18 protein-coding genes and 1 pseudogene are annotated in these 13,971 nt (G+C 51.9%); 12 read left to right on the top strand and 7 right to left on the bottom strand.

Going from position 1 to position 13,971, the window contains the following annotated elements:
- The first annotated feature begins 3 nt into the window (after positions 1 to 3).
- From NF78_RS16690 to NF78_RS16675, 4 genes are all read left to right on the top strand, one after another.
- The gene (locus NF78_RS16690) at positions 4 to 465 is read left to right on the top strand and encodes a hypothetical protein (RefSeq protein WP_035988088.1); all 462 of its coding nucleotides are present in this window, start codon (positions 4 to 6) and stop codon (positions 463 to 465) included.
- 141 nt (positions 466 to 606) lie between these two features.
- A complete protein-coding gene (locus NF78_RS16685; protein WP_035988086.1) occupies positions 607 to 1,059 on the top strand; it encodes a DNA phosphorothioation-associated protein 4 in 453 nt (150 codons plus the stop codon).
- A 26-nt stretch (positions 1,060 to 1,085) separates the two neighbouring features.
- Entirely contained in the window at positions 1,086 to 2,039 is a 954-nt protein-coding gene (locus NF78_RS16680) for an HNH endonuclease (RefSeq protein WP_035988083.1), read from the top strand.
- Positions 2,040 to 2,115: 76 nt separating this feature from the next.
- On the top strand, positions 2,116 to 3,567 hold the full coding sequence (locus NF78_RS16675) for a hypothetical protein (protein WP_052050567.1): 1,452 nt from the start codon (positions 2,116 to 2,118) through the stop codon (positions 3,565 to 3,567).
- Positions 3,568 to 3,659: 92 nt separating this feature from the next.
- Here NF78_RS16675 and NF78_RS16670 read toward each other — a convergent pair whose 3' ends face one another.
- Complete coding sequence (locus tag NF78_RS16670; RefSeq protein ID WP_035988079.1) at positions 3,660 to 3,887, bottom strand: helix-turn-helix domain-containing protein; 228 nt, start codon at positions 3,885 to 3,887, stop codon at positions 3,660 to 3,662.
- Positions 3,888 to 3,998: 111 nt separating this feature from the next.
- Between NF78_RS16670 and NF78_RS16665 the strand changes: the two genes are divergently transcribed.
- The 5 genes from NF78_RS16665 to dndD are packed head-to-tail and all read left to right on the top strand — an operon-like array spanning position 3,999 to position 6,433.
- Positions 3,999 to 4,304 carry a hypothetical protein gene (locus tag NF78_RS16665; RefSeq protein ID WP_035988077.1) on the top strand — a complete coding sequence of 102 codons (306 nt, stop codon included), beginning with the start codon at positions 3,999 to 4,001 and terminating at the stop codon, positions 4,302 to 4,304.
- An 11-nt stretch (positions 4,305 to 4,315) separates the two neighbouring features.
- Complete coding sequence (locus tag NF78_RS28375) at positions 4,316 to 4,573, top strand: hypothetical protein (protein WP_052050566.1); 258 nt, start codon at positions 4,316 to 4,318, stop codon at positions 4,571 to 4,573.
- A gap of 44 nt (positions 4,574 to 4,617) precedes the next feature.
- Entirely contained in the window at positions 4,618 to 4,938 is a 321-nt protein-coding gene (locus NF78_RS16660) for a nucleotidyltransferase domain-containing protein (RefSeq protein ID WP_035988075.1), read from the top strand.
- Positions 4,935 to 5,336 (top strand): HEPN domain-containing protein, encoded by a 402-nt coding sequence (locus NF78_RS16655; protein WP_052050565.1) that lies wholly within the window; start codon positions 4,935 to 4,937, stop codon positions 5,334 to 5,336. Before NF78_RS16660 ends, NF78_RS16655 begins: the two co-directional genes overlap by 4 nt.
- Entirely contained in the window at positions 5,333 to 6,433 is a 1,101-nt protein-coding gene (gene dndD / locus NF78_RS16650) for a DNA sulfur modification protein DndD (RefSeq protein ID WP_225885323.1), read from the top strand. Before NF78_RS16655 ends, dndD begins: the two co-directional genes overlap by 4 nt.
- Here dndD and NF78_RS16645 read toward each other — a convergent pair.
- The 6 genes from NF78_RS16645 to NF78_RS16620 form a co-directional block, all read right to left on the bottom strand.
- Complete coding sequence (locus NF78_RS16645) at positions 6,356 to 7,027, bottom strand: phosphoadenosine phosphosulfate reductase family protein (protein ID WP_225885322.1); 672 nt, start codon at positions 7,025 to 7,027, stop codon at positions 6,356 to 6,358. The two genes, dndD and NF78_RS16645, sit on opposite strands and share 78 nt — an antisense overlap.
- Positions 7,028 to 7,185: 158 nt before the next feature.
- On the bottom strand, positions 7,186 to 7,518 hold the full coding sequence (locus NF78_RS16640) for a DUF4870 domain-containing protein (RefSeq protein WP_052050564.1): 333 nt from the start codon (positions 7,516 to 7,518) through the stop codon (positions 7,186 to 7,188).
- 270 nt (positions 7,519 to 7,788) lie between these two features.
- Entirely contained in the window at positions 7,789 to 8,622 is an 834-nt protein-coding gene (locus NF78_RS16635) for a DUF1963 domain-containing protein (RefSeq protein ID WP_035988073.1), read from the bottom strand.
- 803 nt (positions 8,623 to 9,425) lie between these two features.
- On the bottom strand, positions 9,426 to 9,794 hold the full coding sequence (locus NF78_RS16630) for a zinc ribbon domain-containing protein (RefSeq protein ID WP_035988072.1): 369 nt from the start codon (positions 9,792 to 9,794) through the stop codon (positions 9,426 to 9,428).
- Positions 9,795 to 9,799: 5 nt separating this feature from the next.
- Complete coding sequence (gene fmdA, locus NF78_RS16625) at positions 9,800 to 11,032, bottom strand: formamidase (protein WP_035988069.1); 1,233 nt, start codon at positions 11,030 to 11,032, stop codon at positions 9,800 to 9,802.
- 177 nt (positions 11,033 to 11,209) lie between these two features.
- Complete coding sequence (locus NF78_RS16620; RefSeq protein ID WP_035988067.1) at positions 11,210 to 11,986, bottom strand: SDR family oxidoreductase; 777 nt, start codon at positions 11,984 to 11,986, stop codon at positions 11,210 to 11,212.
- A 730-nt stretch (positions 11,987 to 12,716) separates the two neighbouring features.
- On the opposite strand from NF78_RS16620, the pseudogene acpP reads away from it, so the two are divergent.
- From acpP to NF78_RS33015, 3 genes and pseudogenes are all read left to right on the top strand, one after another.
- A pseudogene (gene acpP / locus NF78_RS32485) lies at positions 12,717 to 12,926 on the top strand (acyl carrier protein); the annotation flags it as partial.
- A gap of 247 nt (positions 12,927 to 13,173) precedes the next feature.
- On the top strand, positions 13,174 to 13,431 hold the full coding sequence (locus NF78_RS33020; RefSeq protein WP_263970622.1) for a hypothetical protein: 258 nt from the start codon (positions 13,174 to 13,176) through the stop codon (positions 13,429 to 13,431).
- Complete coding sequence (locus NF78_RS33015) at positions 13,428 to 13,715, top strand: REP-associated tyrosine transposase (protein WP_263970621.1); 288 nt, start codon at positions 13,428 to 13,430, stop codon at positions 13,713 to 13,715. Before NF78_RS33020 ends, NF78_RS33015 begins: the two co-directional genes overlap by 4 nt.
- The last annotated feature ends 256 nt before the right edge of the window (positions 13,716 to 13,971 follow it).

Below are 13,971 nucleotides of genomic sequence, written 5' to 3'. Positions count from 1 at the left end.
GCTATGCCAGATTCCATAGAAAAATATGGTCGCATTTTTTTGGATACTAACGTTTATATTGTTGGCGCGGCTGACCCCAGTTGCCCTGAGGGGAAGATTCTGGAGTTCTTAGGGTTTGAGGAGAAAAATGCAAATGCTCCTGAGGTGGTGATCTCTAAGGAACTGGTGGAGCAGATTCTTAGGGTGGGCAAACGTTTAAAGGGCAAAGACTGGGCGGGCAAACTAATGGCTAGGGTTTGGCAAAACTTCAATCTTGTTTATGTTTTGTTGGATACGCAAGAAATCCCTGAAGCAGAGGCTTTGCAAATACCACGGGAAGATATTGGGGTTTACTTAACTGCAAAGCAAGGAAAGGCAGAGTGCTTTGTGTCATCAAATCATAAGCTAATTGCCTCAATGGTAGAAAACAGTAAGACATTTAAATGTTTGACCCCAGAGAAGTTTGCTCAAGCTCACCTAAACTAAACCATTTCGATAGGCTAGAGTATGGCAGAGAGTAGGATTCGGATTGCGAAGGATAGGTTGGAACTGGTGAGGGCGTTGAGGGATGGGAGTGATATGATTACTGGCTCTCGCAAATTAGAAAAATTTAGTTGATCAATACAAATGGCGCTGGCAAGGGTTCACATTGCAGAAGACAAGGCAGAGCTGGTACGAAATTTGCGCTCCAGCGATGGTGCGATCGGGCCTTTTCGTACCTATGCAGACATTGTGACCTTTGCTGCTGCGCTAGGTTTCTATAGCTCTCGGCGAGTACCGCTGGGCACCTATTCTAGAAAAGATCCGGATGCCGTTCTTCAAGAGCAAATTCGCAACGCTGAGATTATTAATTTGATCGCCTTGGCCCACACTCAAGACCCAGAAATTCTGCATGATGATGAGGTGCATGACTACATACGAGTTGAAATTTTTGAGCAATATGTGAATGGTGGCCTAGAGATTTTGGCTTCTGAGTTGAGCGGCAGCGTAGACTACTCAGACCAGGTTCTTCTAATTCTAAAGCTGAGAAAACAAACCCAGCAGGCTGACAAAGATTTTGATTTGTCTAAGTTTCTATAGGTGGAGGGGGAATTTGCCTCAAACCTATGGAGAAAGACTTTTTATTTTACGCCAAGAGATTTGCCAAGCTCAGAGTAGACAAGGCTCGGGGAACAGCTCCCCACAAGCCGATCTTGCTACTGACGGTGCTGGATCTGTGCGAGAAGGGGCTGATTAACCGCAATGAGATCTACCTGTCGCCGGAGCTGACGGCAAATTTTCTCAAGTTTTGGCACCAGTTTGTCGATAGCGACCACCACTCGAATATTGCTCTGCCGTTTTTTCACCTGACGGGGGATAGGTTTTGGCACCTGATGCCGAACCCTGGCTTTGAGGCGGCGATCGCAGCCAGGGTGAAGTTTCGCACGCTGCCTGTGCTGCGATCGGCGGTGAAGTATGCCTACCTGGATGGGGAACTGTTTGCGCTGCTGCAAAACCCCCAGAGCCGCACGGAGCTGACTACGATTTTGATTCAGGCGTGGTTTCCGGATCGGGGGGGTGAGATTGCGAAAGCGTTTAAGTATGACGAGTTTGAAGCGGTGCAGCGATCGCTGTTTGACTCGGGCGGGGCAACCTACAATGTGGAGGATCTGCGGGATGAGGACAGGATTTTTGTTCGCAATGCGGCGTTTCGGCGGAATGTGGTGAAGCTGTATGACCAGCGGTGTGCGTTTTGCAAGGTGCGGGTGGTGGGGTGGGATGGGGTGAATATGGTGGATGGGGCACACATTCAGCCGTTTGCGGAGTTTCGGGATGATCGCTTTGTGAATGGGCTAGCGCTCTGCAAGAACCACCACTGGGCCTTTGACCACGGCTGGTTTGGAGTAGACGATGATTACCGAATTTTAATTCCGTGGGATAGGTTTACAGAAGAGACTTTGGAGAAGAGTCAAGAAATACAAGAATTCAGAGGGAAAGAGATATTTTTGCCAAGAAATGGACAGTTTCCACCTAGCCTGAAGAGCTTAAGATGGCACAGAGAAAAATGGATGATACGATAAGAACATAAATTCTGCATACTAAAATAACTTAAAGAATATCGGCCTAGTAATTAAGAATAAATTAAATGGGAAACTCATGAGTAATTCCAAAAGTGCAGATGACTCAAGCAATCTTGTTCCTAGCTCAGACTATTCATCTCAAATATCGGCATTTGAAAATAATCTTCTAGGATTCATAGGGCGTTATGGACTCCCAACAGAGCAAGTTTTGGTTGGAGTTCCCGAGCGGCTAAGAGTGTTTCGAAATGTCGAAGATGTTGTTGAGAGGATCGAAGCTGATCAACGCCAAAGATCCATTTATATATCCAAATTTATTGCCGCTTCTGCAGCAGGCTTATTTGACGCTGCATTAAATTATCTTTGGGATGAAACCATATATGAGTTGAGAAGAAGGGTTGCACAGTATGATCTTGAGTATTTTTTTGATGCTGCGGTTGGTAGCAGTTCAGATCGTCGCAAAAAACTCAACACAGAGGAAGACTTACTCAAAATAGATGACAGTGAGCTTATAAAAGGGGCTCAAGAGATAGGACTAGTTTCTGACTTGGGCTTTAGGCATCTTGATTATGTTAGATATATGCGTAATTGGGCAAGCGCCGCACATCCCAATCAAAACGAAATTACAGGCTTACAACTGATTGGAATGCTTGAGACTTGCATTTTGGAAGTGATAACTCTTCCATTGTCAACAGTGGTTGGAGAAATCAAAAAACTGTTGTCAAATATCAAAAATAACAAAATATCAGAATCAGAGGCCAAACAAATTCTTATATTCTTTGCGGATCTCCCAATGGAGAGAGTAGTAACCCTAGCCGAAGGATTCTTTGGGATATATACAAAGGAAGACACAACTACTCAAACACGACAAAATATTCGGTTTTTGGTGTCTGATCTCTGGAGCCGTCTTGACGAACATACACGTCAAAGATTTGGCGTTAAATATGCTAGATTTGTTTTTAATAATGATCAAGACAAGCAAAAGCTCTCTAGAGAGTTTTTAGAAACCGTATCCGGCCTTTCTTACATCCCTGACAATATAAGAACAGCTGAAATACAAGCCGCAATAGAGAATCTCCTGCTTGCTCACCGAGCGGTTAACAACTTTTATAATGAGCCTCCTTTCGCAAGGCAGTTACAACGATTAGTGGGCAATGAAGGCAAAGTTCCGTCGGCGATCAACAATGAATACGTTCTATGTCTAGTTGAGGTTTTCCTCACGAACGGGAACGGTGTTGCATGGAATGCAGAGCCTATATACATCGACTTGTTTGACAACTTTAGTCCTGAGCAAGCACTCATTGCCGTTCTGTCTTTCAACGAACTTGAGATTTCAAGCAGACTTCAGCTTCCTCTATGTCAGGAAAAGTTTAGGAAACTCTTGAATTTGATGATCCATAAGATATCGATGCCTGCTGCCCAGGAACTTATTAAGGAGATAAATAGGTACAGTGGCCCGTTGGAAAAAATGAGGAACGACTCGGCGATGAAAAGAAGGATAGAAGTTTTGAAAAAAATAATTTCAGCATAGATTTTCAAGCATAAGGCCGGACTACCCTTGAATTAATTGGTGAGCCAGAAAATAGAGCAGATGCTGCCAAGCCTTCCAGGGAATACAGCGTATTAGATTTCGTTGCCTAGATAAAACTTGACAAAAAACTCAGCGGCTTCGGGGTTCATAGATTTTAGTGCTCTGACAATTTCAACAACGGTTTCTGCCGATGGGTCACGTTTCTCGTTTGCCCATCGGTAGACATTGTTGCGCTCGACATCCAGCACGGCGGCAAGGCTGTACTGGCTGATGTTGTAAGTCTCAAGCACCTGCTTGAGGGCGGCTCCTGCTTTTCCCATGCCCCTATCTTTTCAGAGGATGATAATCTCTCCAGCATCTAAAGGGTTGACGTAGTCAAAACTGACGCTACAATCTTGGCATCCATTTTGACGCCAAAGCAGGAGCTTGCTATGTCCTCTAGCCCCACTGCCCGCTACAGTGCCCGCATCCTCAACCCTGAATCTTCTGGGCCAGTTCACCTCGAACTCACCCTCAAGCTCCACAGCTACCCTCACCCCGATCGCGAACCTGTCAAAATCCTTGTCATTGGCAGCAAGCGGGCTGTAAGTTCCATTGTCGTTGCCCTCCACCAGCATGGTTTTGCCGAAATCTTTGAGTGGACAGACTTCCTCAGCGCCCCCAACGCCGATCGCCCCCTCCAGTTTGGCCCCGATGAGGTCATGAAAGCGTTGGTGAAGTACTTGCCCAGGGAATAGGGGCCGAGCCAGTGGCCAAACTGCTCGACACCGAGCGGCAGTACGCCACCATGGGCCGCCGGGTCGGCATCTTTGAAGCCATCGAAAAATGCTTTGACAGCAGCTCGCGATCGCGCGACGAGGCGATCGCCCAGGCCTACCACCGCCACGACCTCAAAACCGCCGCCGCCGAGGGCGATGTCGAGCAGGTCAAAGCCCTCACCGACTGGGGAGCCATCCGGTTTGCAGCCAGTCCCAGAGCCGCCGAGCCCGAGGCCGACTACGGCTAGGATAAAATGAAGGTGCCGTTGATCCTGGAACTTTGCAACCGGCCATGATGTCAAACCACGATCAAAGCATCTTGATAGAGTTTGCTGATAAAATTCGAGAGCAATTTCCCCAAGCGAGTATTTGGGCCTTTGGCTCACGGGCGAGAGGAGACGGGCAACCCGAGTCAGATTTGGATATCTGTGTTGTAGTTGAGGAGCTAGACCGAAAAGTCTGGAAAGAAATTAGCTATATTGCCTGGGACGTAGGCTTTTGCCACGATGTCATTATTACTACTGTGAAATACTCACGCCAGCAGTTTAATAGTAGGCTTTATTCAGCGAGCCCTCTAGTTAGTAATATCCTCAAAGAAGGTATTGCAGCTTGAATTATTCAGAAGAAGATATTTCTGCTTTAGTACAGGCACGACTACAGCAAGCACAAAAAGCTTTAGAAGCAGGTGAGCTGCTGTTTGAGCAAAACTTTTATGCTGATTCCATAAATCGCTTTTACTATTCCATGTTTTATGCTGTTTTAGCACTGCTAGTAACTCGCCAACTGGGTACATCAAAGCACAAAGGAGCAATTGCTCTCTTTGATCGCGAGTTTGTAAAAACTGGTGTCTTCAGCAAGCAGATGTCAGCGGGTCTGCATTTTGCCTTTGAACAGCGGTTAGAAGCTGATTACGCCGATCTGGTTGATTCATCTATAGATGATGCTAGAGAATGTCTTTCCTATGCTGAAGATTTCCTGAGTCAAGTAAGAGAGTATCTGCAAGGCTCATGATTCTGCTGGAGCTGGTTCTACAAAACTTTGGCCCCTATCGAGGACGGCAGGTGCTAGATCTGAGTCCCGGTACAGAGGGTTGCCCCATCATCCTTATTGGCGGCATGAATGGGGGCGGCAAGACCACCCTGCTCGATGCGCTGCGGCTGGCGCTGTACGGGGCGCGATCCCAGTGCTCCACCCGACGCGGCCTTAGCTACAGCGATTTCCTTAGCCAGTGCGTTCACTATGCGGCCCCTGATGATGCAATTGCTGGCGTTGAACTGGCCTTTGAGTACATTCTCAATGGCGTCCCCAAAACCATTCGGGTGCAGCGCACCTGGAGCCGCCAGCCCAAGGGCGGCAAAGACACCCTGGATGTCACCGTCGATGACTGGGCCGACGATGTGCTGGTGCAAACCTGGGATGAATGGATTGAGACCGTCTTGCCCCTGGGCATTTCCAGCCTTTTCCTATTTGATGGCGAACAAATCAAAGAACTGGCTGAGCAAGCCATTCCCCCGACCCCAGTGGTGGAGGCGATTCGCGCCATGCTGGGCCTAGAACTGGCCGATCGGCTGGCCCTGGATCTGGACTTACTCACCCAGCGCAAACAAAAAGCCCTCGCCAATACCCAAGAACTTCACGACCTAGAACGCATTGAGCACCGCCTAGCCGAGCAAAAAACCGCCCGGGAGTCAGCCGCAACTCAGCTTGAACACCTCAAAACCCAGGTTGAGCAGGCTACCGCAGTCCTTCAAACTGCTGAAGCCAACTTTAAAGCCCGAGGGGGAGACATTGCCAGCGATCGCCCCCAGCTAGAGGCCAAACTTGCCGCCCTGCAACAATCTGCTAACGACATTCGTGACCAACTCCGCGCCTGCGCCGCCGCCGAACTACCCCTACTGCTGATTCAGCCCCTGCTGAAAAAAGTTCAGGCTCAGGGCCAAAAAGAACTGCGCCGCCAGCAAATTGAAATGTCCCAAGACCTAATTGCTGAACGCGATCAAAAGTTATTAGACGTTCTGGCGACGGCTGATCTAAGTCCCAAGCTCCACATCCGCCTGCACCAGCCAATCCCACACATGGCAGACCCGCCAGTGCAGCAGCGGCGCTAGGGTATCGGCCACCGCGCTAGAGGTAGTCTGCTGAAACCAGCCCTGGCCGCACTCGCCGCCATCGCGGCTACAGCTCAGGGCAATCCGCTGGTCCCGCGCCGCCGATTCGCCAATGCGCACCCCTGTGAGCATGAGAAACTTCTCGCCCCGCTCTTGGCGCAGGGTTTCTAGCTCCCGCTCCATGGCCATCACCTTGAGCTTGGGCGTACACCAGCGGAAGGTATTGGAGGGCGGCGGCACCCCCCGCCCCAGCATGTAGACAAAGTAGCGATGGTCGAGCTTGGGCAGCACAACGCGGGTATCGAAGCCCTTTTCGCGCAGCTTGGCTAGCAGCGCCAGGGCCGCATTGTGCAGCGGCGGCAGCTCCTGGCGGGTATCGGCGTAGAGCACCGTGACACTCTCAGGCCGAGGCACCAAGCCCCTGTCGAGCAGATCGGCAACTAATGTAACGGTGGCTGAAGAATCTTTACCACCGGAGAAGGCGATCGCCCAATGCCGGTACAAAGACCCATAGTGGCGCAGCGACTCCGCCGATAGCTCAATGCTGCGATCGAGGGAGAGGCGGTCATTCTCGAATAGGCTTAGAGTTCTCATACGGGCCGAGCACCACAGCAGCACACTCCAGGTAGCGCCATTCTAACCGTAAAGGGGTAGCCAAACGCCACAGCATACCCGGCAGGGTGATCCCACCAAGTATCCCATCGGGGCAAACGGTGGGTTGCCTTCGCCTCTTGCAAAACAGAACCACCAAACTATTCCTTAATTAAGGAAATAGTCAGGGGATATTGCCAGGCAACGCCATCGCTCGCCTTCACCGCCGCCATGATACAAAAGACCAGATCCAGCACGATTACGATGGGGAGTAAAAGTATCCCAATCAAAACAAAGACTAAAAGCAAAGAGACCAGGAAATAGATCATCCAGCTAATTTGCCAGTTCAAGGCGAGTCTAGCGTGGCGCTTCACCTCGGGTTCTTGAGTGGTGAGGTAAATGATCAGGGGGCCAATGAATCCTGTCAATAGACCCAAAATGTGGGTCAGGGCCATCATGCTGGTGTTGTTCGCTTTGGAAGGGGGATGCTGCATGGAATGCGCTCCTTGCTATGGAAATACGTTGGATCTTTTGATCCCTGCCTAACTCAGAAACACTCCCGAGAGGTGTCTTTCCGTAGAGTACCCTCGGGCTCAGCCGAGACCCCATCGATCACCAAGACTGCCGGTACAGCAGCCACACTATAGCCACACTATTACTGGTACTGGCCGAAAACCAAGATGTGACCGTGGCCCAACTAATGGACTTGGGCCAAAAATGACAGGCGGATGCCGTCGATTTTTGCCCCTGTACTGAGATGCCCCCTAGTCACTGCACTGAAAAAATTCAACGTTGCTAAAATCGCAAGCTCTTAAATCGTCGTCTTTAATATAAAAGAATAGGTAGTCGTCATACCCCTGAAATCCACTAAACTCAAGCAAAAGCCTGCCCTCGGCCACATCCACAACCTCCTCCTCAATAGTGCCGTGGATGTCAGGGTATCCACCCAGCTTACTCCCTAGCTGATCTAATTCTCTTCCATCGGGCTGGGTTTCGTAGTAATAGTCGGTTATCCATCTATCGAGCTTCTCACAGAGATCCCTGGGAACATCTTCATGGCTGTATAGATAATTAGATGATTGGAGATACCAGAAGAGATCACGGCGCTCAGAAAACTTCAGCTCAAAGATGTAGTCATAGGATCTTCTGAAGGTTTCCGCCAAGTCAATAAAGCTGAAGTCTGTCACCAACAGTTCTTCATCCTCAAGAATCTCTGGGAAATAAACCACCTGAAAGTCCTTGTTGGGGACGGCCTCATAAAATTGAAGACCACCCACATAAAACTGAAGCATACCTTTAGTCGGGAAGTCAAAACCGGCAATAGGAGGTACGTCAGCGCAATTTATCTGGGCCAATAGGGGCATCGGAGCCCCATTGACAGAGCTAGTGGGATAAGCCTCATGGCTAGGGAAATAGGGGTCGCCACCGATCTTGCTGTGCCAACGGCTCAAGGGATAGTCAGGGTGACTTTCGTCAACTTCTATCTCAGAAATCTGGATATATGGAATCAGGTTTTCCCTAAGTAAGGGCTTGACGACCTCAAATTCAGCAGGAAGATCATGCAAAATCTGGGGTTCAGACTGAGGCTGATTCAGCATAGGTCAATCCCACTTTATTGTAGGTAATCGGTGCTTCGGGAATGAGCTTGCAATCCATCAAATGGTGGCGGAACTGGGGCTGAGATCCACGGGTTTTAGATCTGCGGTCAACGCCAGCGTTGAACCTGACCTCCTAGCTCTAAAACCCTACGGACTCGTTAGGTCTGGATTGAAAAAGCATTGGCCCCAATTGTAGTTCAGCCTGAACTCAGAACCCATGAATTCCAGCTTGATTTAATGATGTTGCCATTTTCTCCTGCGATAAAGCAGGTCGTTGACAGGGGACTTGCTTTAGTGGCGCAGAAAAGTCTTGACAGGGTTGCTGTGCAAAGCATCTCAAAGGAGACAAGGTGGGTTGAGCGGGGCATGTCATGGAAGGCTTAAATTCCCCAACCAAGGCCAGGCTCATGGAAACACCCCGCCTGTAAGTGGGAAGGCATAATCAAACATAAGACCATGTAGGTTGGGTTGAGGCACGAAACCCAACGCCCGCAAGAGTTACGCTATCGCTAACCCATCCCACATTTGAATCGGCTCACCTACTTATCGTCAACCGCAAGCTCACTTGAGTTAATCGGTGCAGCCCAAAGACCAATCGCATGCACCGGGTAGCCCTGCAACACTCGCTATACCACCTGCTTGTAGTCCTGAGCTGAGCGATCGCCCCATCGCTCAGCTCAGGGCAGCTTGTTTGTGGATGAGAGCAGGCACGAGGCGGAGTAGCCGATGGTAGCTGTGGACAGGCTGCATCGGCATCGAACGGACGTAATGTCCAGATTGAGCAGGTGCCAACTTTCGCCGGGTTAGTGGCTAATCATCCAGGGTCTGGCGGAGGGAAACCACTTTTTGCCGTCGGCGGTGTAGAACACCTGGGGCTGGCTGACTGCCCCATCGCCACAGCCGCAGCCCGGCCCATGGCGGTGCTGGTGCCGTTCCTGCGCCTCGGCCCGCTGCTCTGGGGTTGAAAACAGCGGCTCATGGCGACTGCGATCGCTGCGTTCTCGGGCCTCTCGCTGGGCCGGGTCCAGCCCCAGCAGCGCCGGGGTCAGCACGATCACCCGCGCCGAGGGGGAATCGCACTGGGGGCAGGGCTGGGGCTGGGCACTGTCTGAAACCATCGCCAGCTCCTGAAACAGGCCATGGTCGCGGCACTTGTAGTCGTAGAGGGGCATGGGCGCTACTCCTGGTCGGGGGAAAGGGGCACATCCATGGTGCCACTGGCCTGGGCCTGGGGCCCGTCTGCGCCGGGCTTGATGTCAAAGTCGAAGATGTCGGTGGGCAGCCACAGGGTGGCGCAGGCGTTGGGGATATCGACCACGCCGCTGATGTGCCCCTCCACCGGAGCGCAGCCGAGGATGGCGTAGGCCTGGGCCCGGCTATAGCCAAACTTGGTCAGATAGGCGATCGCATTCAGGCAGGCCTGGCGATAGGCGATGTGGACATCGAGGTAGTGCTGTTCGCCCTGCTCGTCCACCGAAATGCCCTCAAAGATCAGGTAATCGTCGTAGCGGGGCTTGATCGGGCTGGGCTTGAAGATCGGGTTTTTGATAGCGTACTTGGCCATGCCGTCTTTGATCAGGTTCACCCGCAGGTGAATCCACCCGGCCATTTCGATCGCCCCGCAGAAGGTGATCTCCCCATCCCCCTGGCTAAAGTGCAGGTCCCCCACCGACAGGCCACCGCCCTTCACGTACACCGGGAAGTAGACCTTGGCCCCGCGGGAGAGGTCTTTGATGTCGCAGTTGCCGCCGTGCTCTCGGGGCGGCACGGTGCGGGCCGCTTCGGCGGCGGCGGCTTTGGCCTGGTCGGCGGGCATGCGGCCCAGGTGGGCGGTTTCGGCGTAGGGCAGGGTGGCCAGGGGCGGCACCCGGTCGGGCTCGGTTTCAAACAGGGCCCGCTCCCGCTGGTTCCACTCCGCCAGCATCTCTTTGGAGGGCAGACAGCCAATCAGCCCGGGGTGGATCAGGCCGGCAAACTCCACATTAGGAACGTGGCGAGACTTGGTGAACATGCCGTTGAAATCCCAGATGGATTTCTGGGCCTCCGGGAAATGTTCGGTCAGGAAGCCGCCCCCGTTCTGTTTGGAGAAGAAGCCGTTGAACCCCCACTGGCTGGCCTCAAAGGCCCCAATGTCCAGAATATCCACCTCCAGCAGGTCCCCCGGCTCGGCCCCCTCTACGCCCACCGGCCCGGAGAGAAAGTGCACCTGGCTCAGATCGACATCCCGGACGTCGTCGGCGCTGTCGTCGTTGGCAATCTGGCCGCCGGTCCAGTCGTAGCACTCGACGATGAAGTCATCCCCCGGTTTGACCATGGCCACCATGGGAATGTCGGGATGCCAGCGGTTGTGGATCGCGTCGTTCTCGTAGGGAGATTGGGTCAAATCGATTTTGATCAGGGTATCCGCCATCGCTATTGGGCCTCACTGTCGGTCGATGGCGCACAACATACCACGGGGAAATTTTGGGAAAGTAGCAAATATCACCCTTTAGGGCCTCCAAAACCGCGATTCGATGGCTGGATTGGGAGATACCTTCACCGTTTCTGCCGCTGAGGCCGTTGGCCGCCCCCAGGCGCAGTGGTTCGCCTACAGCCCCGGCGTCGTCTGCTCAAACAGCGCCTGAAAATCGGTGGTGACCACGGCACCGGGGGTGCCCTCCGGTTTAGAAATCACATCGAAGGCCTTGTTGCGGGCGGCGGGCAGCAGCAGCGCCTGCACCACCACCGCCGCCACATCGGCGCGGGGAATGGCGGTGGGGATGCCGTCGGGAGGCTGCGTCAGCATCGTGTCGTCTTTGCTCACCAGCAATTCCCGCTGTCCCCCCGGTTGGTCCTGGAGCCCTCCGGCTCGGATGATGGTGTAGTCAAGGCCAGAGTCGATCAGGTAAGCTTCGGCCTTGCGCTTCCAGATCAAAATGTTGCCGTTGGCCATGCGGTTGAGGGGGTGTTGTTCGTTGGTGCCGCCCATGGAGCCGACGAGCACGATGTGCTTCACTCCGGCAGCTTTGGCGGCATCGATCTGGTTGAGCTGGCCCTGGTAGTCGACCTGCTCGGGGGTGCCGCCCTCGGGGTAGACAAACTCGGGTCGCTGCCCAGGCTCTGGGGGGGCCACCATTTGAGGGATAGCGCTGGTGAGAATGACCAGCGCATCGCAGCCCGCCAGGGCCGGGGCCAGTTTTTCTGGCTGGGTGATGTCGCCCAGGTAAATCTCTACTGCATCGCCAAACAGATCGTTGGCCTTTTGCCCAGAGCGAGCAAAGCCCCGGACGGTGAACTGCTCAGGGCGCTGCTGGAGCTTTTGAACGACTAACGCGCCGGTGCGCCCCGTGGCACCGGTCACCAAAACTTGCAGAGGAGTGGTCATTGGATTTGGGAAGGGATTGCTTAAACATCATGACCCAGGGGCTGTCGCTTTTACCGCTGCTAACCAGCAGTTTCCCAGGGTTGTGCCGCAGCCACGATGGTCAAAGACCGGCCCCTCGGGGCGGCAGTTGGCCCAGATTAAGGAAATTCAAGAACCGATGAATTTCTAGACGCGCTGGGGTACTTTATGGGTGCCTGCGCTATGTAAGGAGAGCGAGTTGAGTTGCCAAGAGAGGAAGTTTTTATGCCAAGCTTAGAGGGGTTAAGGTGGCATCGAGAGTCTTGGGAGATCAACTAAATTAAAGTTTATCCAGAACCATGAAAATTTCGACCAGCAAAACAATTCTTAAATAAAAAAATTGGAAATCGACATTTTCCTGTTTTTAAAGGATTAAAAAATGAACGATGAATATGAGCTCAAAGTTCTTAGCTCAGTGGCATTGAAACTAATTGACGAAATAGTTGAGGGCAGCAAAAATAACTTGGATGGTCTTAAAATAAGCCGTGAAGAGATTGTTTTTGATATAGCTCGAAAAATTTATACCCAAAGCGGTCGGAAAATTCCGTTTTCCCAAATACGTGATTTGTTTGACTCTCGCATAGAGATGAGGGAAGAATCTGATGCCAGAAAAAGGTTGGAAACAGCGACCCCACAAAATCCCTCTGTTCGCGACAGTCAAATCGAAATAGATGAAGAATTATCAGTCCAAAAAAATGAGATCAGGAAAAATATTGGAAGGTTTGGTGGTGACGAAGAAAAGACCCAAGTTTTTCTGAGAGTTAGAAAGATAATCTCTGAACAGCTTGGGGTGGAGGAGGAGGAAGTAAATCTTGATTGTCATCTTTCTAATCATTTGGGTGCGGATGATTTGGACATGGTCGAATTAATTATGGCACTTGAGGAAGAATTTAATATTGAGATTGGTGATGAAGTGGCTGATTCTCATTTGGGTATAACTCCTAATTTTAGTTTTTCAAGTTGGGGGTCAGGATCTAGCCCAACTTCTTCATATTCAGCGGGGGCGGAATGTATTGTGAGAAACTTCGTGAATTTAATTCATGAGAAAACTTGCACATAATATTTCGTTTTAGCAATGTGGGCTGGGTGTATCGCAGCGGAACCCAACACAGGTGATGACTCCCCCATCCAATAACCCACTCCACCGGCAAAAACTTTGCCCGTCGCCCATGCACTACCGCTGCGCCAAAACCTCAGGGGCAACCTACTTCTTCACCATCGTCACCTGCGATCGCCAACCCCTCTTCCACAGCACCGAAACCATCGCCCTACTCCGCCAAGCCTTCCACACCGTAAAAGCACAATCACCCTTCACCATCGACGCCATCGTCGTCCTACCCGATCGCCTCCACAGCAGTTGGACCTTGCCGGGCGGAGATGCCGATTTTCCTCTCGCTGGCAGCGCATCAAAGCTCGATTTAGCTTGAAATGTTCTGACACGTATCAGCAGCAACGCTCCATTTCTCGCCAAAGCAAAGGGGAACAAACCATCTGGCAACGGCGATTTTGGGAACATCAAATTCACAACGAAGCCGACTTTAGCCAGCACGTTGACTATATTCACTACAACCCCGTAAAGCATGGCCAGGTCGGTGCGCCGAGAGATTGGCCCCATTCGAGCTTTCATCGCTATGTTGCCGATGGGGCTTATTCTGCCGATTGGGGTGCGATGGAGTCCGTGGAGTTTGATGAGAAAATTGGTCGGGAGTAGGGCCGTTTGGGATGGGGATGTTGGGTTCCACTGCGTTTCGCCCAACCTACGGGAACCCTAATTTTTGGCTTTAACGCTGCGCTAGAGCACCGGTTTAGTATGGCCGCAATCTTGAATCTGCCACCGCAGGGTCTACAGATCCCTACCGATTCCTTGGCAGAACAAAGGTTTAAACCGATGATCGATCCTTTCCGTCGGGTCCAGGGCGGCCAATGTTCGCGTTAGCGCCCCAGTAGGGGCGACGCCCCTCGTAGGC

Source organism: Leptolyngbya sp. KIOST-1 (assembly GCF_000763385.1).
Taxonomy (GTDB): domain Bacteria; phylum Cyanobacteriota; class Cyanobacteriia; order Phormidesmidales; family Phormidesmidaceae; genus Nodosilinea.
This window is presented reverse-complemented; position numbering and strand designations above follow the sequence as displayed.